Below are 21,720 nucleotides of genomic sequence, written 5' to 3' on the forward strand. Positions count from 1 at the left end.
TCCTAAGTAAATGATCTATTATTTCAAATTGATGAATTACTTCATCAACCCTCCCAGGAACAATGAAATTTCGGGAAACGCGGAAATCAGGAAACAGGCAAAGAGCAGGATGGCGATATACGGCCCTTCGTTTCGAATGACTTCAAGGTACGGTTTGTCGAAGATGGCACAGCAGGTGAAGATACTTGTGCCGAAAGGCGGCGTGCCGGAGCCGATGGCGACCTGCAGGGTAATCAGGACACCCAGGTGCACCAGGTTGATGCCTGCGGCATGGGCGATGGGGGCAAAGATGGGGGTCAGGATCAGGATGACAACCACGGCTTCAACAAACATGCACCCGACAAAGAAGACGATGTTGACGGTGAGCAGGATGAGGAAGACAGAAGCCGACTCCCCGAGGAGGCCCTGGGTCAGCATCTGCGGGATACGGTCGTAGGAGATGACCCAGGAAAAGCACTGGCCCACGGCAACAAGGATGAACACGACGGTGGTGAGCACGCCGGTGGAAAGGGCGATTTCGTAGAGATCTTTCATTTTCACGGATTTGTAGATGATCATCTCCACAAAGGCCGCGTACAGGACGCTTGCGGCCGCTGCTTCCGTGGGGCTGAAGATACCCGAGTAGATACCGCCCATGATGATGACGGGAAAGCCGAAGGGCAGGATGCAGCGTTTGGTGGCTGCAAGGCGCTCTGCGGCGGATGCCTTGGGCAGGCGGGGGATGTTGTTGCGCTTTGCGTAGAACACGTTGTACGCAGCAAAAAGGGCGATGATGACCACGGCGGGACCGATGCCTGCGATGAATAATTCGCCGATGGACGCGCCGCTTGCCACGCCGTAGACGATCATCCCCAGGCTGGGGGGAATGAGGTAGGCCAGGTTACTGGAGTTGATGATCAGCGCCAGGGCTTCGCTGTCGCTGTATCCCCTGTCCAGGAGTTTTTGCCGAACCGGAGACCCCACGGCCACAACCGTTGCCTGGGTGGAGCCGGACACCGCGCCGAACAGGGCGCAGGTGATGGATGTGGTGGAGGCCAGGCCGCCGCTCAGGTGACCCACCAGGCTTTCCACAAAATCGAGCAGGCGTTCCGATGTCTGCCCCTTGCACATGATATCGGCGGCGAGGATGAACATGGGGATGGCCATGAGCACCGGTGCCTGAACGCCCAGGATCATCTGCTGAACGATGATGAAGGGCTGAACCATGGGCGTGTACAGGCTGATATACACAATGGTGGAAAGAAGCATGGTCATCATCATGGGGAACCCCATGAGCAGCAAGAGAAGCATTAAACCAAAAAGAATCAGCATTCTGTGTCCTCCCCCTCGGGCTTTTCCGTTCCCACGTAGAGCTCGGGTTCTTTGATGTTGATGATGATGTTCATCAGGTATTGGATGGCCCCGAGGCCGAACCCTACGGGAACGACGGCAGCGCGAATCCAGTCCGGCATTTCAAGGGCGGAGGTCACCTTGCCCAGCATCTTGGTGTATTCAATGTAGTCGAGAGCGATGGAGCAGACGTAGATGTACGTCGCCATGGTCACAAACGAGATGAAGATCATCAGTGCTTTTTTTATCTTGGGGGACAGCGTGTCGAAAATCGCCGTCATGCGGATGTGGCGTCCCTTGCGGGCGGCATAGCCTATGCCGCTGAATGTCACGAGAATAAGCAGCGACCCGCCGAGTTCATCGGCCGACGCCATGCTTTTCATAAACAGCTTGCGGGAGACGACATTGCAAATCAGGAGGCCGGCCATGAACAAAACGCCGCTGGCCAGGACCCACTCCGTAATCAGTGCAATGAGGTCATCAAGTTTCCAAAAAAGTTTCATGCATTCTCCTCTTTACCCCATTCCCCTCGGGTACGTTACACATGGTATCTTTACCAAAAACAGGTTGTACGGCAGTCAAAGCCTCATTGCTTTAACCTGCCAGCAACTGTCCGAATCCTTTTATTTCGGGCTGTTTCCCCGCAAGGGTCATGGCATGCCAGAACATGGCCTGGGTGCTTGTGACAACGGGAACTCCAATTTCAGCCTCAATCTCTTCAATGTGCTCTAATGCGCGCAAATTGGTGCAGGACATAAACAGGGCGTCCGTGGGTGCCTGGGCCAGGATGCGCCTGGCTCCTTCCAGCATCGAGTCAAAGGAGACCGTGGTGATGTCGGTGTCTTTTTCGATGCGCAGCGCCCCGATGGTGGGCACTTCAAGGCCTTCTGCTTCAAGCTGCTGATAGAGCGGGTAGTTCACCTCCGTGGGGTAGGGCGAAAAGATGGAGACCCGCTTGGCCTTCAGGTGCTTGAAGGCGGCAAGGGCTCCGGCCCACGGGTTTGTTGCGGGGATCCCCGGGTTGTTTGCGGTGAGCAGCTCCCGGATTTTGTCATTGCCGATGACAATGGAGGCCGAGGTGCAGCCGAAGGCCATGACGTCCATGGGAAGCCCGGTTGCGATGAGTTCGGCAGACTGGGTGATGCCCCGGGAAATCTCAGCCAGGGCCTCTTTGGTCATGGAGCTTGAGTAGTAGACCCGGTTGCTGAAGACCATGGCGGAGGATCCCACCAGCATGTTCAGGTCCCTTTCAATGGAATGGTCCGTTGAAAGCTGCACCAGCCCGATATGCACCTTGTCCGGCCGGGGAGCCTTGGAATGGTCCAGAAAGAGTTCGCTTGCTTCGTAATCAGACTGGCTAAGCATGGGATACGCCCTCCTTATTGCACTCGGTTGCGTAGGTTGCGCACATGGCGGCGTACATCATGGTGGCACGCAGCACCTGCTTTTTTTCCACGTATTCGTCGGGCACGTGGCATGCCGCGATCACACCCGGGCCGTAGCCGATGACGGGGATGCCGTGCTTGCCCATGATGGCGACCCCGTTGGTGGAAAACGGCCATGTTGTCAGCGTGGGCGGCGTGTTGAACAGCCCCTCGTAGGCCTTGACCGTGCTGCGGGTGACCACGTGGTCTTTTTCGATTTTCCAGGCGGGGAAGGTGCACTCTTTGCAGGGGACAAGCCCCGTGTAGGACGGCTCTTCAAAGGTGTGGAACTCAACGGTTGCCCGGGCCGCCTGAACCGAAGGCAGCTGCTGCACCTGCTCCAGGGCATACTGGGGAGACTCCCCCCATGTCAGCCGCCGGTCGATGGTCAGTTCGCAGTAATCCGCCACGGACGAGCGGGACGGCGCGCCGGAGATCATCTCCGAGACCACCAGGGTGCCTTTGCCCAGGTCCTCGTCTTCGATGGTGAGGTTGGTGCTCAACGCCTCCAGCTCGGACACGATCTTTGCCATGGCGTAGATGGCGTTGTCCCCCATGTGGGGGGCGGAGGCATGGGCGCTTTTGCCTGTCACGGAGATCTTGAGTTCCATGCGGCCCTTCTGGGCAAGGGAGATCCGGTCGTCGCTGGGCTCTGCGATGATGACAACGTCGGGGGACACCCCCTCGTTTTCGATGAGGTATTCCCACGCCAGCCCCTCGCAGGGCTCTTCCTGCACCGTGGCGCAGACCATGTAGGTGAACTGGTCGGTGAGGGAGAGGTCCCGGAGGACTTTCCCCGCATAGACCATGGACGCGATGGCCGCTTTCATGTCCGAGGCCCCGCGACCGTAGAGGCAGGTGTCGTCCTGGTCACCGGAAAAGGGCGGACGCGTCCATTGCTCCCGGTTGCCCGCACCCACGGTGTCCATGTGCCCGTCGGCGGCGATGAGGGTCTTGCCGGTTCCCACGGAGCCGCGGACGTTGCCCATGGGGTCCACGGTGACGTCATCAAATCCCAGCTCCCGCATCTTGCCCGCAACGAGGGCGGCAACCCCTTTCTCGTTGCCGGAGAGGCTTTCGGTTTTGATGAGTTCACAGGCAAACTCACAGATGTCCCGGGCATAATCCTCGGTGCGGGACACGATTTTTTCATACATATCAGACATCACGATTCCTATTTTATAATCACCATGTGTTCGGCGGCCCTGGGGGAGAGCAGTTCGGGGCCATCTTCCGTGATCACAATGTTCTCTTCGTGTACCATCTCCTTGCCGGGGGCATAGACCATGCCGGGTTCAAGGGTGATGACCATGCCCGCCTCCAGCGTGGTGTTGTCCGTGGCCGTGTTGGAGGGCCACTCCGTGAGCTGGCTGCCGAGGCCGTGGCCGAGGCGTCCCACGCCGCTGCCCAGGGCGCCGCCCTCTTCCATGACGCTCCACATGGCGTTGTAGATGTCCGTGGTGGTGGCACCGGGTCGGGCCACCTTCAGGCCGGCTTCCGTTGCTTCATACACGCAGTCGTAGGCGCGCTGGGTCTCGTCGCTGCAATGGCCGAAAGCAAAGTTGCGGTCAAAGTCCGAGAAATACCCGTCGTGCACCGCCCCCACGTCGATAATCAGCACGTCGCCCTCTTCAATGCGGCGGGGGGTGGGGCCCATGATGATGCTGTCATAGCCGTCGGGGCCGGATCCGGAGATGAGGTATTTAACGAATTCGGCGCCGTGGTTGAGCATGTTGATTCGCATCTGGCGGCAGATCTCCTGCTCGGTCTGGCCGATTTTTGCGTGGGTGGGGAGCATGTCGAACCCGTGACCGGCGATCTCGCAGGCCTTTCTGATCTTGGATATCTCCGCCGGGGACTTGATGGCGCGCAGGTGGTGCATCTCATAGGCGATGTCCACAAACTCTTTTCCGCTGATAAGGGAGGCCAGCTTCAGGTAATCCGCCGTGGGCATGCGAAGGTAAGACTCCTGGCCAAGGGTGGCGCCGATGCGGCCGAAACGTGTGGGCAGGGAGTTGACGACGCCTGCCACCAGGGAGATGCCGTCGTCTTCGGGGTTGGGTGAGGACCAGGTCAGGACGTGGTCCAGCCAGGTGCTGCGCATGCCGCTTTCGCCGATGCCGGGGATCACGGCAACGGGTTTTCCCGTAAGGGGAATGACCAGAAACCAGGGCCGGGTGGGGCTCTCCCAGAATTGGGTGTAAAAACCGGTGAAGTAGCGGACGTTGGCCTCGGTGGTGAGAAAGACGGCGTCCAGCTTTTTCTCCTGCATGACTTTCTGCATGCGGGCAGTACGCGTTTCAAACTCTTCAGCGGTGAATCCAGATTCGAGTATGCTCATCGTTTCTATCCTAAAATCACTCTGGTGGATTAGTTGTCTCGTCCGAACCACACCACGTCGCGGTAGGTCTCAGGCGAGGTATCTCCTTCGGTGTTGATGCAAAGGACCTTTGCGTCTTTGGTAAGGCCCAGTTTTTCACGTGCTTCCCGGCCCTCTTCCTCTTGCATCACCCACTGCAGGAACCCTGTTGTGGCGGCGCCGGACTCTCCGGAGATGACCTGGGGGTCGCCCTTCATGGGAGCGCCCAGGATGCGCATGCCTTTGGCGGCGATGTCGTCGGAGCAGGAGGCGTAGGCCAGGGGGTAGTCCCGCAGCATCTCCCAGCTGGTGATGTTGGGCTCACCGCAGGCCAGTCCCGCCATGAGGGTGGCAAGGGAGCCGGTGACAGCGTGGGGGTTGCCGTCGTTTTCGCAGGCGGAGACGTAAAAGCAGTTGGCTGCCTCGGGTTCCACGATGATGAAGGTGGGGGCGTCTTTTCCGAACACGGACATGAAAAAGCCCAGCATGGCCCCGGCAAAGCAGCCTACCCCTGCCTGGAGAAGTACGTGGGTGGGGCGGTTGACGCCCATGGCCTGCATCTGTTCCAGGGCTTCCAGAGCCAGGGTGGTGTACCCCTGCATGATGGAGGTGGGGATCTCTTCGTAGCCTTCCCAGGAGGTGTCCTGGACAGTGAGCCAGCCGTTTTTCTGGGCCGTGTCCCAGGCCATGCGCACGCAGTCGTCGTAGTAGAGCTCGGAGATGGTGCACTCGGCGCCCAGGGCGCGGATGTTGTCCCGCCGGATGGGGTCGGACCCCTTGGGCATGTAGATGATGGCTTTCTGGTCGAACTGCTGGGCGGCCCACGCAAGCCCTCTTCCGTGGTTGCCGTCGGTGGTGGAGGCAAAGGTGATGTCGCCCACGGCTTTGCGGGTCTCTTCGGAGCGCAGCTCGTTGCAGCTGACCTCGTCGATCTCTTTGCCCAGCTTCTGGGCGAGGAGCTTGCCCACGGCGTAGGTGCCGCCCAGGACTTTGAATGCGTTTAAGTTGAACCGGTAGGATTCGTCCTTGACCAGGATTTCCCCTAAACCAAGGTGGTCGGCGAGGTGGGTGAGTCGTGCAAGGGGGGTGGGGGCATACGTGTCAAAGGTGCTGTGGAACCTGCGCACCTTCTCTGCGATCTCCCGGCTTAATATGGAGACATCGGCTCCGGCGTCGGGAGCTTTTGGATTCTCGTTAAACTTGATATCGACTTTCGACAACGTGTTTCTCCTTTTTGGTAAGCTTGATTGTGAACGGCAAGGAAGTATTGCAGAGAGTATGCCAAATCAGGCTTTCGAAGGAGATGTTTTGCGTTTTCAATCGGTTAAACGAAATTGAGTGCCCTTTTGACGGGCCGGACATGATTCGCAATCTGAGAAGTTTCTCATCTTGCGAATCGTTGTGGAACAAAGCGCCTATTTCTCTATTTTTCGGTAGAGTGTCGCCAGGCTGACCCCCAGGGCCTTGGCCGCCTGTTTTTTCCCTTTTGTGGTGTCTCCGTAATAGGCCAGGGCACGCATAATGGCCTGGTGCTCAAGGGTTTTCAAGGGAACGACGGGCTGCTGCGTGTCGGGTTCAGGGGGCGCTTTAGGAGAAAGATTCTCATTTTGCAAAAAACCGGCGTGGAGGGTGGACTGGTTGATCTCCCCCTGGTTCGAGACCATGTTGACCAGGTACTCGATGGTGTTCTCCAGCTCACGGATGTTGCCGGGCCAGTCATAGTCCCTCATTTTCTGGACGATGGGGGTGGGCAGGGTAAACCGCTTTTTGCCGAAGAGGGTGCAGTATTTGCTGATAAAGTGCTCCACGAGCAGGTCCAGGTCTCCGAGGCGCTGGCGCAACGGGGGCGTGTGCAGGGGGATGACGTTTAAGCGGTAATAGAGGTCGCTTCGGAACATGTTCTGGGCCATGAGTTCCTGGAGGTTGTCGTTGCAGGCGGCGATGACTCGGATATCCACGGAGACGGGGCGGGTGGCTCCGAGGCGGGTGATGGTCCGCTCCTGGAGCACGCGAAGGAGCTTGACCTGGAGGTACAGGGGCATGGAGCCGATTTCGTCCAAAAAGAGCACCCCCCCTTCGGCCAGCTCGAATTTGCCGATCTGTCCCTTGCTCAAGGCCCCGGTAAATGCGCCGCCCACGTAGCCGAAGAGCTCGCTTTCCAGCAGGGTGTCCGGGATGGCCCCGCAGTTGATGGCGATAAACGGGGCGTCTGCCCTGTCCCCGATGGCATGGATGGCCCGGGCCACAAGCTCTTTGCCTGTGCCGCTCTCCCCTGTGATGAGGACCGAAGAGCGGGTGTTGCCCGTGGCCGTGATCTGTTCCTTCAGCTGGAGCAGGAGCGGGGATTGACCGATGATGTTGTCCAGGCTGCTGTCGAAGCTGGGGGCGGATCCCTGGGGGCTGTGGGATATGACCGACTGGATGGTGTCGAAGACAAAGACCTTGGAAAACCGGCTGGCGGCGGACTTGGGCTCCACGTACTTGCCCACGATGAGCTGTTGCCTGTTTTCCTGTTCCACGGTGTATTCGTTCAGGTCGGAGAAGGTGCACCCCGTCGGGGTGATTGTGAAATTCTCAAATTGCGAAGGCAGGGTTTTGTGCAGGATTTCCTTTGCCCGTTCGTTATGGTAGACGATGGCCCCCTTGGCATCGTAGATCAGGGTACCCTTGTTGTTGGTGTTGACCACCTGGCTCATGATGTCCAGCAGGTCGCTGATGTCTTCAAACTCTTGGCGCTCATTGACGCGGGCCGCGATGCTGATGGCAAGAAGGGAAAGAAAATTTAAATAGATGGCCCGCTGGCTCAGGACCCGCTCCCGGGCTTCCTGGGAAAAACAGATGAGGTCGATGGCTCCGAAGGTGGTCTTGCCGTCGGAAATGGGGGCACACACAGACAGGAGTTCATGGCAGTCGGCTTTGGTCTGGCAGCCTTTGCAGATTTCGCTCTCTCTGGGGTTGACGATAAAAAGGGGCTTGCTCCCTTTAAGGGTTGTTTTGAGCAGGTTGCCCGCGTTTTTGATGCTCTCGCCGATTCCTTTGGCGCACCTTCCCGTTCCTGCAATGCGAATCAGGTCGGTGTCCACAACATCCACGTCAAGCCCCGTCACCGTTGAGATGGTTTCGGCGTAATACTGTATCTGTTTCTGCAGTTTTAAAAGCATACCGCGGGTTCCTTGTTTGTCTATCAACGTGCCTTGGTCCCTTGTGCCTTTACACCATTTGTATGCGATCCGGGGAATAGGGCCCCACCGGAAAGCCGTTTAGAATCATGATAATATAGAGTTGGTGTCAAGAGGGAACATTGGTAACTTTTACATGCTATGGTTTTTTTAAGCGGTAAATGGGGAAGTATTGTTGAGAGTGATCCAGGGGTTGAGAAAAGGCGGGTTTGTGATGGTTTTTGGTGCAGGTGCACCGGGAAATGAGCACCGGGTGTTCCATGGGGCGCGCCGCGTGTTTTTTTTATCCCCCATGCGGGCGTGGGAAGGGTTGCTATTCCACTGCAGACGCGGTTGCGTGGGGGGGATTTGCCAATTGTTCCTTGACAATAATGACCGCCGGGGGCATTTAGGTCAGTGCTGATTTCGGTGTGTAGCCGCTTAATTAGACGTGAGGCCTCGGTGTGGTGGGCTCTGAACAACAGTGTATTATCGTTCCTTGAAAGGTTACGTCGTTTCGGATGGATCATTGTGGGGGGCATCTGTACAGGAACTGGTTGTACCAAGGTTATGAGGATTAAAATGGATCAAATGCCCTTGTCGTGGCGAAGCGTGTTTTTCATTCTGTTCATGCCGGTATTTTTTTATTCATGCACAACGGTCAGCCCGCCCGTGGCACCTGTGATAAAGCCCGTGATCGAGCCCGTTGTCAGCCCTGAGCCCGAACCTGAGGCTGAACCGGATGTCTCTCCCGAAGTGAATCCACCTGAAAAATCAGTTGACGAGCCCCCGGTCAAGAGGTCTGTGGTCAAGAAGTCGGTACCGAAGACGCCTGTTCTGACACCGCAGGAGGCCCCAGCCGTTGACCTCCTTTCCGGCCTTCGCATCATCGGAGAAGTGGAGCCGGTGACCCTGGTCCCGTCCGGGGTGACCATGCCGGCACGCATCGACACCGGGGCCACCACCTCTTCCATTGATGCCACGGAGATCGAACCCTTTGAGCGTGACGGAAAAAAATGGGTGCGCTTTATGGTGGCCGACAGGCGCAGCGGTGAGAAAGTATCCCTGCAGTGCCCCGTGTTGCGGCGCGTCAACATCATCAGTCATGCGGGTGAGTCCCTCAGACGCCCCGTGGTGATGATTAAGACCATGATGGGCGGAGTTGCTTTTGAGCATGAATTTTCCCTGACCGATCGATCGGACTTTTCGTACCAGGTTCTCATCGGCCGAAATTATCTTCAGGGTGAGTTTGTCGTTGATGTGAACCGCAAGAATGTAACCAGCCCCATGAGTGAGAATTAAAATGAAAGAGCGGATTCAGATCATCGCCATTGTTGTTGTGCTGATTGTTGTGGGTGTGGGGGCAGCCGTATACAAACATGTCAAACTGGGGTTTCCTTTTTTACCGGGTGAAAAACAGAGGGCCTGGACCGTTGAGGCAACGATCTCCTTTGTGGCCGACGGTGGCCCGGTGGAGGTCTCGGTGAACAGGCCCGATCGAAGCGACACCATGGCTGTGCTGGAGAAAAAATCCGTCACCCCCGGGTATGTGGTTTCGAAAAAAGGGGGCAGGACTGTCTGGAAAGCGGAAGACAGGCATGGGCCCCAGAAAATGTTTTTGAGATCCACCACCTACCGTCGCAGCGGCGGTGAGGCAACGCCCCGCGGGAAGGTTACATACCCTGGGGCACCTGTTTTCAAAGAGCCCCATGAGCTGGCCGCCGACGGTATCGTCTTTGCCGCTCAAAGTGAAAACACCTCCGGTGAAGCAGTGGCCAGAGCGATTTTAAAGGCCTTTAATGACCCCATGAACAACAACGCTTCACTGCTCCTTACCGACGCCGATACCTATGGGGGCGTTGTGCCCCTTGCCTGTGGGCTGATGGCCAGAGCCGGGGTCAAAGCCCGCATGGTGAAAGGGCTCAACCTTGACGAGGAAAAGCCCAAACAGAAGCTGAAAAGCTATATCGAAATAGAAGATGGCTCCGGGTTCAAACTGTTTAATCCGCGAACGGCAGAGCTGGAAAACAGGGATGCATTCCTGGCATGGCAGCAGAACGGGGAGTCCATCCTTGAGATCATCGGGGGAAGCGGCGGAGACATCTCGTTTTCCGTTATCGCCGATGAGATCGCCGCCCAGAAGGCTGCTGTGCAGCATGGCAAATACACCGGCCATGTCCTCATCGATTTTTCTATTTACAGCCTCCCCATTGCCCAGCAGAACGTCTTCAAGCTTTTGCTTCTTATTCCCATCGGCGCCCTTGTCATCGTCATCCTCCGAAACCTTGTGGGGATTGAAACCTCGGGGACGTTTATGCCGATCCTCATCGCCCTGGTTTTTCTCCAGGTCCATTTGCTGGTGGGGCTCTCTCTTTTTGTCATCATTGTGGGTATCGGCCTGATCCTTCGATCTTATCTTTCCAGCCTGAACCTGCTCCTTGTCCCCAGGATTTCCGCGGTCCTGGTCTTTGTCATCCTCATTTATGTGGGGGTGAGCGTCGCCAGCATCCGCATGGGGTTCGAGGCGGGGCTGATGGTGACCTTTTTCCCCATGATCATCATCTCATGGACCATCGAGCGCATGTCCGTCCTCTGGGAGGAGGAGGGGCCCAAAGATGTCTTTATCCAGGGCGGCGGCAGCCTTTTTTCCGCATCCATGGTCTATCTTGTCATGCAAAACAGGGTCGTCGGCCACCTGACCTACTCCTTTCCTGAGCTGTTGCTGGTGGTGCTCGCCGCGATCATCATGATCGGGAGTTATTCCGGCTACCGTCTCACCGAGTTGAGGCGCTTTGAGCCGCTGGCTGGGGGTGAGTGAGCATGTTTACCTCGCCTTTTAAATTAAAAAAAGCGGGTGTCGTGGGCATGAACCGGCGCAACGTGGTGCTCATCGCCCGGAACAACCCGCGGCAGCTTTACCCCAGCGTGGATGATAAGCTCAAAACCAAGAGACTCCTCGCAGAGGCGGGGATCTCCGCACCACGGCTCCTGGGGGTGGTCAAAACCCAGGGCAACGTCCGTGAGCTCGAATCCTTTCTGGACACCTGCCCGCCCTTTGTCATCAAGCCGTCCCGGGGCAGCGGGGGAAAAGGGATCCTCGTCATCAGCGGGCGCCACGGGCAGGATTACCTGAAACCCGACGGGCATCGGGTGACCATCGGGGAGATCAAGCGCCATGCCTCCAACACCCTGAGCGGCCTCTTCAGCCTCGGCGGCCACAGCGATGTGGCCATGATCGAAGAGATGGTGGATTTTTCCGACGCCTTTGAAGGCTTCTCCTACCAGGGGGTGCCGGACATCCGCGTGATCGTTTACAAAGGGTTCCCTGTGATGGCCATGACCCGGCTCTCCACCGCAGCTTCCGATGGAAAGGCCAACCTCCACCAGGGCGCCGTGGGGGTCGGCATTGATGTGGGCACGGGGGAGGCGCTGAAAGCCGTGCAGTTCAGTCGCCAGGTGACCCACCACCCGGACACGGGAAAAGAACTCTCCACCCTGTTTGTGCCCCATTGGCGCGATTTCCTCGACCTTGCAGCACGGTGCTACGAGATCACCGGGCTGGGCTACCTCGGGGTGGATATTGTCCTGGACCGGCTCAAAGGCCCCATGATCCTGGAACTGAACGCCCGGCCCGGCCTTGCCATCCAGATTGCCAACGGGTATGGTCTTCAACCCCGGGTGGATCGTGTGGACGCGGAGGGGGCAGAAGGAAAAAATGCATCGGAGAGGGTGCAGTTTTCCATGGAGGCTTTTTCGGTTTCCAAGGAGACAGGGGGCATGCCCTCTGTGCCTTGCCTCCATCGTTCTTTTTGACTGACGTTTGGGCCTTGGCTTTCGTCTGGCCGCGACCATCAACAAAATTGAAAAGAATCGACCGCACCGGAGCGCCGCACTCCGGTGCGGCTTTTTCGTCCGTCGTTACCCGTGTCGCACAGGAGTGCGGGGCTCCAGTGGCAAAGCGCAGCGGCATTCTATGTACACTTACTATTTAAGGAGCCCCCCATGGCTTTACCCTGGAAAACCCTGGATAGATTCACCGACGGCAACGAAACCCTGGAGCTGCGCCAGCGCGGAGCAAAGGATTTTCTTATTACCCTGGGCTCCCAGGTGCTCATGAACAGCATGGCCCAGCGATCTGAGATGGCCCTGGGAACCATGGGATGCAGGGGCCTCGAACACCATGCCGACCCACGGGTCCTCGTCGGCGGCCTGGGCATGGGCTGTACCCTCCGGGCCGTTTTAGACGCCCTTCCCGAAACAGCCGAGGTGGTGGTGGCCGAACTCAACCCCCGCATTGTGGAGTGGTGTAGAGGGCCCCTGGCCCCTTTGACCGACGGTGCTGTCTCCGACCCGCGGGTGACGGTCTCCGTGGGGGACGTGGCAGCCCTTATTGGTGGAACCGCATGCGGAACAGGCGAAAAGCCCTTTGATGCAATCATCATCGATCTCTACCGGGGGCCCCATCCCAAAACCGACAAAACCAACGACCCTTTTTACGGCACCGGGGCCATTGCCAACGCCCGCAAGGCCTTGAAGCCCGGGGGCACCTTTGCCGTGTGGGGCGAAACCTTTGACGAGGCCTTTTTAAAGCGCATGATCAAGGGCGGCTTTAAAGCCACCTGCGAGCGGCCTGGCAAGGGAGGGTATCGCCATGCGGTGTTTTTGGGGAAGAAGGCGGGGTAGGGCTCTTACACCGATCGACGTAACGATGGGTGGGGATTCCTCGTTACACCAGATGGGCACGGCGCCAAGGTTTTTGTCATTCGCGGGGGTGGCGGCTTGCCTTTGCCCATCCTACGGGGGATACGGGGACGCGGGGGGACGATGGGTGCGCTTGTGCATCGTCGAAGGTGCGTAGCGGTCATGAAAACCCATGGTCGGATATGTGTCTGGCATCTAATAAAAATCAAAAAAGATGCCCAGTGTCAGGTAGGATTCATCGTAATCCAGGGCGAACTCGCCTAAAATGGCCCTTCCGGTATAGGCATCCAGGCCTATCCGCAAATTTGAGCTGTGTTGGTTCCTGGTGATGTGAAAGCCGGTCTGCACGCTTACCCCGGGCTCCCAGTTTGTCTCGTCAAAGGCCCGCACATGGGCGGCAGCATAAAAGGCCGTGGAGTTGTTCCACAGGTCGTGGGGGCCCTGATACTGAATGCCGCCTTCGGCTGCCAGTCGCTTCTGGCGGTCCGCATTGCCAATGGCCCAGGCCCAGCTGGGCTCGACATAAATAAAGAGGTCCTGGTTCAGGTAGCAACCCATGCCGAAGGCCAGGTCATTGCGGGTGTACCCGATGCGCTCCCTGCCGGTCTCCTCGATATATTCGTCACCTAAATGGGATGAAATGTGACGGGAACCGATTCGTGCCACCACCTTATCGCTCCAGTCCCATACGCCAAAGATTCCAAAACGACCATCCCAGCCTATATTGTCCAGACCGTTGCCAGGATCGAACTGGGTAAAAAGGCAGCCTTCGATGTCCACGGCAAATTCGTTTTTGCCTTCCTGCGTGGGAGTGACTTTGAACAGGGTGTAGCGCGTTCCCAGATCACACATGATGCGGCCGGACGAGGTTTCCGGAATTTCACTGTCGGCAACGGATAAGCCCAGCTGCATCTGGGGCCGTCGCGGGTTGGCCAGGTAGTCGGGGTAGGGCTGGTCGTTGGGGTCCAGCTCCAGCACCCAGCCGGATCCAAGGCTGAAGGTGGTATCGGCCCGTTCTTCGTTTTGGGCCGCGGCCCATTTAAAACATAAGAGAACGGTGAGTATCGTCGCCATGAGTATTTTCATTTTAACCTCATTGCCTGGATATTTGATGAGTCGAGTGCCCCCATATTCAAGGTCTCAGGGCCGCGGATGCAGTGGTTCATCTCATGGCTCTGATAACGTAAAAATGGGTGCACCCGGCTCGCCCGAGGGGTGAGAAAAGCGACCAGGAAACGATGAATGACATTTGGCATTTTTTAGATACCTGATTTTTAGAGTAAAATCCTGTAATAATGCATTGTTTGTCAATTTTTGTCGTTTTCCATGAAATATCCGGGCTTGGTACATACCAAAGGCTTGCTTCTGCAGATGAAGTCGCATACTTATCCGGGGTGTTGGGGAAATTGGCAAAAAAAACTGCGGTTTTATTTTTGCTGCGTTGGAATGATTGTACTTGTCTTTGCTCACCACGTTGGTTGAACCGTTTTCTCATGAAATATCCGGGGTAGCTGACGGTTCACGTCTGGATGTCTTCATGCCTGATAAAGGAGCGACGAACACCCATGGACTCCTTCCTGATCCTTCTGATCATAGCCGCGCCACTTGTTCTTACCATCTCGCTGACGGCTCAACTCATTCTTCACTCCCACTGGCTCTATGGGCTTGTGCCCGTACTCCACGCCGCATCCATAGGCTGGTTCACCTGGGATATGGCAACAGATCGATCAAACACCGGGGACGCCACTCCCGGCGTGTTTTTCGCCTATCTGGTGATATTCCTGATCATCCATGTGATTTTTAACCTGGCAGCAGTGCTTTGTTTTGCGTTTGGCTGAACGACAGGGGGACGGGTTATCGTGCATCAATGCTACTCGGGATATTCCCGACCCATGAGTCGATGGACGCGATGCCTTTCCATTTCTCCACGGCTGAATAGTCGGTGGGGGCCTGGAAGTGGAATTGATACTCCGTGCTGGTTGTGTTTAATTTATTTCCCTCCACGCGGGAGACATCGAGGCCGATTCGATTCGGCATCGTGATGTCTGTGAATGCATAGGTGTAGTACTCGGGATAGACAATGCGGTTTTTGCCGATGAGGTGCTTGCAAAAGGGCCGGATGCCCGAAACGTTTCGTTCGTCGGCCACATCATAGTTCATGGAGAAATGGGCGGCAAAAATCTCGTAGCGCCCAGGGGAATAGGTGACGGATGGTATCCATTCGATTTCCGTCGCGGAAAATCCGATCTGCATAGCAAGGTCCTTGCGCGCGGAGTGCGAGGATTCCCATGTCGAGACAAGTGGCGCCAACTTGGGGTGGTGGCCGGTGTCGATTTTCTTAGTGAAGGTGGCGCTGCCTTCGGGATCTTCCGGCTTGTCCATGGAGCCCAGGTGGTTCAAGGTGGTGCGCACCAGGGGGCCGTCGGTGTCCAGAATCCCCTCACGGTTGACCAGCCGCGCGGTGATGGGCAGGGCATTGTATGGTAGGTTAAGCTCTTCGTACCTCTCGAAATTGGTGTGGTCCGTCCTGCACCAGACGATTATGATGATTTCGACCGGGGTATCCCAGCACGACGGTCCGCCCGGCACGATGAACGGCCCGGGCTCGCACCGGGTGTAGGGACCATGATCTGCCGTCCGGATGTAAAAAGGGCCCGCGCCCTTGAATGGCGTGGTGAGTGATTCCACCGGATCTGTCTCAAAGAGCTCGGGGTATTCGAACTGTGATGATCTCAGGGCCAAAAAGCCGTTGTCGAGCATTTTTTCCATTTTTTCTTTGTTTTGCGTGCGGTCACTCTTTTCCGTAGATAGTCCATTTCTGACTATCTTGATTAATTCCACTTTTGGCTTTTCGACGTCAATGGCAACCGGGATCTCCGTTTCGCCGCTTTTGACGCTCCGGCCAGCTTCGATTTTTCCCACATCCAGCATACACCCGGAGTTTCCCGTGCCCACAGTTGCATAGACAGCGTATCGCATCTTGCTGAATGAGCCGAGACGGTACTTGAAATCGGCATCGAGTATGTCAAATGCCAGGGGCTTCAAGCCGAAGATTTTCTCCTTTGTGAGGTGGTAAAAGGGGTAGAAGACACAGCCCCGATGTTTCACTGTCTTTCCGTTTACCACGGCCTCGGACCATGTTGGCTTCTCCGAGTCCAGAAGGGACGATTCAATGTCATGGATGAATCGTTTGTACTTAGGTCCCTTGACATTGAAGAGACCGTCCGTTCGAACAACCCTTATGGAGGCGGGATAGATGCCTTCAGGGGTATCGGTCTTAAGGATGATGAGTACCCTGATCTGGTTAAGGGGGGTGATGGGCTCTTCCCCTCTCGTATGGATGGGAGTCCACCCTTTATCAGGGAGTCCCTTTTCGTCCGCTTCTTCATCGGTCATGCCGCAATCGCGGTAGTAAATGGCCGAATGCTCAATGCAGTTGTGGTGGATGTCCGGAAAAATCGTTTTGAAATGCTCCGACAGGGCACGGTAACTATCGGAATGCGTCACATGCACAGGATAAATCTTCTGGAAATCAGCAGTGACATTGTTGGAGCTGAACATTGATTCCTTGGTGTTGTTGCCCCACTCAAATTTATGCTTTGAATCGGAGTCGCTGTTGGCAAGGTCGTTTTCGTTGAGGTCGTTTTCATAATACCAGTCCTCGTCAAGTCCCACCGGGTTGAAACCATCCTTGTTGATTACCCACTTATCCTTCAGGAGATAGCGCCTGATATAATCATCGATACGGTACTCTTTGATGATGTCGGTGTAGCGGTATTTGGTGGCTTCCGCAGTCAGCCCAGCCCGGGTGATGAGTCTCACCAATCCGGAAACGGCCTCATAGCGGATACAGACCTGGAGAACAAGGCGCTGGCCACCGTCGTTTATGTCCAGGGCACGCATGAAGTTTCTGTTCTCCTCCCCGATATTGGCCAGCATGCCCAGCATCTTCTTGTTGTCTTTATAGTCCTGATACCTTGACTTGCAGATGGCGGAGTCGATGAGCTGAATGCCTGTTTTTACGAGGGTGTATCCGCCCATAAAAAAGGCGATGAGCATGCAGGCCGGCTGGGTGGGCCCGGGAATGGCGCAACCGGTGGCAAGGACCGTAGCAATACTACTTTTGGTGAGTTTGATGGTGGCATCGTCGATGCCCGCTTTTTCAAGGATGGTGGCCAGGTGGTAGGTTTCAATTTCAGCCATTCCCTCCCGGTTGAAGGTCTCTTCACCGTAACGTTCGATGTACCGATTGGCTTCGTTGAAGAGATGGACCCTGTAGTTTTCGATGTTTTGTGCCTTTGTGTCGATTTCTGCGCCGCTGGAGACGGCAGACGTGGCCGCTGTCATCACCTCAAGCCAGGCAACCGCCCTGGGGATATTGGACAGGCCCGGGACGGATCGGACGAATTTTTTCGTATTGACATGATACAGGGTGATTTTCTTGCCAAACTTGCTATCGGACAGGGCCTTTGACATCCTGTCCAGTTTCGCGCCCCGCATAAAAACGCGCGCATAGTTGGCGTCATCCAGTTTATCCACCCATACATACCCAGCAAGGTCCTTGAGGATGTGCGTGTTCATACTTTTGGCAAAGTCATTCCAGGCGTTGATGGTGGCTTTTGTGGAAAAGGCCAGAGCAATAGAGTTGCGAGCGTTTTCATTGAGAACATTATCTCTTCGTATAAAGCCGTAAATGATGTTACCCAGCAACCAACCCCGTTCATATCCCCCATCGGCGTCGATGTATTCCAAGATCATGTGCGCCTTTTTGCTCATCCAGTTCATGCGGTCTGCGATCACCTTGAGGGAACTCGGCAGGCTGGCGTACTTGTCATCTCCTTTCCTCGTGTACTTGACGTCGGCATAGGGCTCACGATCTTTAACCGCCTGGATCAGGTGAGGGTAGGTGGATGAAAACGAGCACAGCATGGACTCTTCCACGGAGATGGGATCACAGCAGACAATGTCGAATTCGCCAGCATCATTTTTGATCTGGAAATCGATGTGTTGGGTGAATTCGTATGAATTTTGTTGCTGAGGGCTGGAGGAGGCTATGCCTCTGAACTCGCCGCCTTTGTAGTCGGTTGGCAAGGTGACCTTTACGGTGTAAAGTCCACTATCGAGTTGAATTTTTTCATTTTGGATGAGGGTTGCACAGATAACACCAGTTTCAGCTTTTATGACAGTAATTGGCCAATTTCCATTATCTGGTGTTGATACGCTTAGCTTCGAATAAATCATATTTTGACTTGAAAAAACGAAGACAATGGCCTTCGTTTTGATGATGTGATAGCCGTAGACTGTCTCGTTTTTTGCTTTGATGGTGTTGTACCATGTTGTGTAAGCTTTTTCGTCCTGCGAATCACTTGTCGGGTCCGGCTTCCTGAATCTATCGTAGGTAAGAGCGGTAATAGGCAGGGGCGTGAATTTGATGTCGGAATGGATTTTGAAATAAGACGAAAAGAATGTGGCCCATTTCTCTTTTTGAGCATACATGGTTTGTAGAACGATATCCCGGGGTGGAAGATGAAAGGCACGGGATTGTTCGATTTTAGCCACGCGACCAGGTCCTTGCCCAAATCCTTCCTCCGAGATATGGTGAAGAACCCCATTGATGTTGGTACACCAGGCTACGTATCGTTTTTCCCGTTTGAATTTTGTCGGAAGTTGGGGATGGTTGATTTTTGTTAAAACAGTCTCTTCGGAAAAAATAATTCTGTTTCGGAGTAAGTCGTAACTGCCCGCAGTGGGATTTATTTTTTTTGTTTTTCGATCCAAGCTTCCGTAGCCACAAAATACATACAAAAATGGAATTTTTGATCCTTTAATGTCAAGAAGTGTATTTGTCATAATTGGTCACTGTGAGTTATGTTTTGGCTTGGTGGGGAAAAGTTAATTCAGAGGATTAAGCATTGACAAATGGGCAATCGTGCCACCGGGAAGAGTAAAGACTTGTGTTTCTTTTTTTGTTTTTATGTCTAAATACTCAACGGATCCGTTTGAGAAATATAAGCGTTTGTTAGATAAATCAAACGCTGGACTCGAGTATATTGTGTCAGCAGCTTTATAATATACCTTTTCAGGGTTGTTTAAGTTAAAGATAATGCTGAAGGGTTGTTCTTTTCCACCGACGACGCAGAATATCATGCTACCATCGTTGGCCACAGTCTGAAATGAATGTGCTATAACACCGTAATTTATAGATTTTTCGAATAGTTTTTTCCTTTCTTTCGAATAGACCTCATAATAGTCGTGGTGAAGGGAAACAAACCTGTCATCGTTTAAAATAAAGAGTCCACTTGAATAAATGACAGGTGTGTCGTGGTTTGTTTTTGATTTGACATCGTATTTCCAGAAACCGTCATCATTGTAGTAGTAGAGGAATCGGCTGTCCGACGTCCACTGAAAGTCTGGCACATACGCCCCCCTTCCCAACTCTGTGGCTGTTTTTTCCTTCAAATCGAAAAGCATTTTGATCGTCCCCATGACCTCGTTGCTGTCCAAGGAAACCGCAAGATAACGGTTGTCCGGTGAGCGTATGGGTAAGTGAAAAATGACGCCATCCTTTGCGAAAAGCAAGTCAGGAGGTAAAACCCTTCGCAGGTCGGACCCGTCAAGCCGCGTGCTCCAGATGGTATACTTTTCCTCAGTGGGTGCTTGCCACACGAATTGAAGCCTCGGCTCGCTGAATATGTCGGGGTCTCCGTAGATCTCTTCTTTGTACACAGTCTTTTGTGTTGGCTTTTCCGGTACGGTGAATTTTTCGTTGCGGGCCTGTCCTCCGGATTCTTCGGGGGGGGAGTCTGAGCAACCCATGAGGCCGGTCATGATGATGAGGAACAATACGGAGGCAATGTGTAGGCGGAAATGTGTCTGTTTGGTGTTCACGTTGTGTCCTTGCGTTTCTATGGAAATGTTGGGGGTGAGATACATGTTGCTTCTCTTTACTGGCTATTACTGGTTTTTTTAGGCGAACATATCTGACTCCAGGACTTTGGTTACGTCGTAACGCAAATGGTCCTCCGGCAGACTTTCGAATATAAACAAGGCCTCTTTGTCGCCTCCCGGGTTGTGGATGAGCGAGTATTTTTTCTTCTTTGGAGGGCTCGGGAAGGTAAGCCGGACCCAGTCTTCTTCAACCTCCTGGAGGTCGTTCAAAGGCAGGGTGTATTCCCAGGTATTGTCGTCGCTGATCAGGGTGACGGTGTCGTTTTTTAATTCCGGGTCGTTTAGGTCGATTTTGTACATGTATGTCAGGTCATAGCCGGTTTTTTTGACCCGGATGGTGTGCTCTGTGTTCGTGGGAAGGTCGGAGATGGTCAGGGGTGTGGGGATGTAGACAATACCGGGGGATTCGTCGCCCGTAAAGCGAAGGTCCCGGCCGTCCGGGGGTGTTGTTTTGCAGCCCACGTCGTGGGCCATGCGCGCCAGGACCTTTTCCCTGTCGTAGGTTCCCCAGTTGAAAAAGGCAAGGTCCCGAAAGGTGGTGTTGTTGTCCCTGGCAATGGACGTGAAGGTTTCCCCTGCAGCGACCTTGTGCTCCGTGATATGGGCCATGTGGCGCATGCTTTGTCTGGCGTTTTCCTTTTTTCGGGTATGGACCCGGGTGGCGCCGGGGTCACTGGCTTCGGCTTCGATGGGGGCGGTTCCCATGCCGACGTAGGCAAAGGTGTTGTCCAGGGTGGCACCGAAGAGGCCGGATGTGTTCAGGTCAAGGCCACTTGTCTTGCCCTTGACGTTTTTGAGGATCACCTTGCCGTCGTTGGCTGAGACCAGCTCCTTGTGGCGGTCTTCCGTGAGGGTGACGTTGACCCGCACCCCGGGGAGGATATCGCCGGGGCGGTCTTCCACGATTTTGTAAGTAATGGTGGCGCTCCCATAGTCAGGGAGCTTACTTCCCATGCTGAAGGCATTGGTGAGTGTTTCGGTCGGTACATGGTTGGCGGTGATGCCGTGGGCGGTGTTTGTCATTGCCCTGGGGTAGACCGCGATGTCCCGTTCCACGATGAGCTTCGCCGCCTGCTGGCGAAGGGTCATGTCCGATGAAATCCAGGCCGAGCCGTGATGGTGCCTTGCCACAAAACCCTGGATATCGTGGGTGTCCCCTGTGCAGCCCATGGATGTCTGGATCAGCTCTTCCGCCTCACGGATCGATGCAAGGCGCATGACGTCGGCCTCGGAATCCGCCGAGCCGCTGGGATCCAAAACATGGTAATCGTAAACGCCGTCGGTAAGTATCAAGTCACATGCATCTTCAGTTGGCTCCAGATCCACAGTGTCCATGTTTCAGCCTCATTTTTTTTCTGCTTTCAACTGCGTGTTATGATGAAGGTTCCGGAGCTGGCGTCACGGTTTTGGTCTACATGTATGATGGGGGCTCAGCTTGCCGGTGCCTGTTTACTATGTCTCATGTGTGGGGATGACGATGGCGTATATATGTTCTTTTGTGGTCACGTTAAGTAATTGACATAGACTGATTTGTGGCGTTTTGTCAATGAATATGAAAATTTGAGGTTTTGCTTTGTGTGTGGTGGGCCTTTGGCGTACAACGCGACGTAAGCCTCTGTGGGGTGTGGCCTCCGCACCGGCCAACACTCCGAGGATTCATGACGTGAGACGTATTAGATTTTCTAATAACTCGGTTACGATTACTGACTTGAGCTTTCCGTCGCGGCCTCTTATGGTTTGCACCGTTTTTTTCGATCGCTTCGGTTGACACCCCCATGTTTCCACACAGAGATGCCGACCC

Annotated in this window: 17 protein-coding genes; 5 read left to right on the plus strand and 12 right to left on the minus strand. The window is 55.0% G+C overall.

The genetic code is table 11. From position 1 onward, the window contains the following. Positions 1 to 36: 36 nt before the first annotated feature. The 7 genes from MSL71_RS10990 to MSL71_RS11020 all read right to left on the minus strand — a co-directional run bounded on the left by MSL71_RS10990 (position 37) and on the right by MSL71_RS11020 (position 8,273). Positions 37 to 1,311 (minus strand): TRAP transporter large permease, encoded by a 1,275-nt coding sequence (locus MSL71_RS10990; protein ID WP_180140177.1) that lies wholly within the window; start codon positions 1,309 to 1,311, stop codon positions 37 to 39. Beyond that, positions 1,305 to 1,832, minus strand: coding sequence for a TRAP transporter small permease (locus tag MSL71_RS10995; protein WP_180140178.1), 528 nt, complete (start codon positions 1,830 to 1,832; stop codon positions 1,305 to 1,307). The genes MSL71_RS10990 and MSL71_RS10995 overlap by 7 nt, the downstream gene beginning before the upstream one ends. 91 nt (positions 1,833 to 1,923) lie before the next feature. Beyond that, on the minus strand, positions 1,924 to 2,694 hold the full coding sequence (locus MSL71_RS11000) for a maleate cis-trans isomerase family protein (RefSeq protein ID WP_180140179.1): 771 nt from the start codon (positions 2,692 to 2,694) through the stop codon (positions 1,924 to 1,926). Next, on the minus strand, positions 2,687 to 3,919 hold the full coding sequence (locus MSL71_RS11005) for a YgeY family selenium metabolism-linked hydrolase (RefSeq protein WP_246317767.1): 1,233 nt from the start codon (positions 3,917 to 3,919) through the stop codon (positions 2,687 to 2,689). The genes MSL71_RS11000 and MSL71_RS11005 overlap by 8 nt, the downstream gene beginning before the upstream one ends. 8 nt (positions 3,920 to 3,927) lie before the next feature. Further along, the gene (locus MSL71_RS11010) at positions 3,928 to 5,094 is read right to left on the minus strand and encodes a M24 family metallopeptidase (RefSeq protein WP_180140180.1); all 1,167 of its coding nucleotides are present in this window, start codon (positions 5,092 to 5,094) and stop codon (positions 3,928 to 3,930) included. Positions 5,095 to 5,123: 29 nt separating this feature from the next. Then, complete coding sequence (dpaL, locus tag MSL71_RS11015) at positions 5,124 to 6,332, minus strand: diaminopropionate ammonia-lyase (RefSeq protein WP_180140182.1); 1,209 nt, start codon at positions 6,330 to 6,332, stop codon at positions 5,124 to 5,126. A 195-nt stretch (positions 6,333 to 6,527) separates the two neighbouring features. Then, complete coding sequence (locus tag MSL71_RS11020) at positions 6,528 to 8,273, minus strand: sigma-54 interaction domain-containing protein (RefSeq protein ID WP_180140184.1); 1,746 nt, start codon at positions 8,271 to 8,273, stop codon at positions 6,528 to 6,530. A 669-nt stretch (positions 8,274 to 8,942) separates the two neighbouring features. Here MSL71_RS11020 and MSL71_RS11025 point away from each other — a divergent pair. From MSL71_RS11025 to MSL71_RS11040, 4 genes are all read left to right on the plus strand, one after another. After that, on the plus strand, positions 8,943 to 9,572 hold the full coding sequence (locus tag MSL71_RS11025; protein ID WP_180140186.1) for an ATP-dependent zinc protease family protein: 630 nt from the start codon (positions 8,943 to 8,945) through the stop codon (positions 9,570 to 9,572). Position 9,573: 1 nt separating this feature from the next. Beyond that, entirely contained in the window at positions 9,574 to 11,088 is a 1,515-nt protein-coding gene (locus MSL71_RS11030; RefSeq protein ID WP_180140189.1) for an inactive transglutaminase family protein, read from the plus strand. 2 nt (positions 11,089 to 11,090) lie between these two features. Beyond that, positions 11,091 to 12,083 carry an alpha-L-glutamate ligase-like protein gene (locus tag MSL71_RS11035; RefSeq protein WP_180140191.1) on the plus strand — a complete coding sequence of 331 codons (993 nt, stop codon included), beginning with the start codon at positions 11,091 to 11,093 and terminating at the stop codon, positions 12,081 to 12,083. Positions 12,084 to 12,272: 189 nt separating this feature from the next. Further along, positions 12,273 to 12,953: a spermidine synthase gene (locus MSL71_RS11040; RefSeq protein WP_180140193.1), complete on the plus strand. Its 681-nt coding sequence runs from the start codon at positions 12,273 to 12,275 to the stop codon at positions 12,951 to 12,953. 213 nt (positions 12,954 to 13,166) lie between these two features. Here the strand turns inward: MSL71_RS11040 and MSL71_RS11045 are convergent, their stop codons facing one another. Further along, positions 13,167 to 14,057 (minus strand): DUF1207 domain-containing protein, encoded by an 891-nt coding sequence (locus MSL71_RS11045; protein ID WP_180140195.1) that lies wholly within the window; start codon positions 14,055 to 14,057, stop codon positions 13,167 to 13,169. Positions 14,058 to 14,133: 76 nt separating this feature from the next. Further along, positions 14,134 to 14,466: a hypothetical protein gene (locus MSL71_RS11050; RefSeq protein WP_180140197.1), complete on the minus strand. Its 333-nt coding sequence runs from the start codon at positions 14,464 to 14,466 to the stop codon at positions 14,134 to 14,136. Positions 14,467 to 14,536: 70 nt separating this feature from the next. Here MSL71_RS11050 and MSL71_RS11055 point away from each other — a divergent pair, with 70 nt between their 5' ends. Next, positions 14,537 to 14,809, plus strand: coding sequence for a hypothetical protein (locus MSL71_RS11055; RefSeq protein WP_180140199.1), 273 nt, complete (start codon positions 14,537 to 14,539; stop codon positions 14,807 to 14,809). Between the two features lie 16 nt (positions 14,810 to 14,825). Here the strand turns inward: MSL71_RS11055 and MSL71_RS11060 are convergent, their stop codons facing one another. From MSL71_RS11060 to MSL71_RS11070, 3 genes are all read right to left on the minus strand, one after another. Beyond that, positions 14,826 to 18,530, minus strand: coding sequence for a hypothetical protein (locus MSL71_RS11060; protein ID WP_180140201.1), 3,705 nt, complete (start codon positions 18,528 to 18,530; stop codon positions 14,826 to 14,828). A 333-nt stretch (positions 18,531 to 18,863) separates the two neighbouring features. Beyond that, positions 18,864 to 19,859: a hypothetical protein gene (locus tag MSL71_RS11065; protein WP_180140203.1), complete on the minus strand. Its 996-nt coding sequence runs from the start codon at positions 19,857 to 19,859 to the stop codon at positions 18,864 to 18,866. A 78-nt stretch (positions 19,860 to 19,937) separates the two neighbouring features. Beyond that, on the minus strand, positions 19,938 to 21,254 hold the full coding sequence (locus MSL71_RS11070; RefSeq protein ID WP_180140205.1) for a LysM peptidoglycan-binding domain-containing protein: 1,317 nt from the start codon (positions 21,252 to 21,254) through the stop codon (positions 19,938 to 19,940). Between the last annotated feature and the right edge of the window lie 466 nt (positions 21,255 to 21,720).

This window comes from Desulfoluna butyratoxydans (assembly GCF_900699765.1).
GTDB classification, from domain to species: Bacteria; Desulfobacterota; Desulfobacteria; order Desulfobacterales; family Desulfolunaceae; genus Desulfoluna; species Desulfoluna butyratoxydans.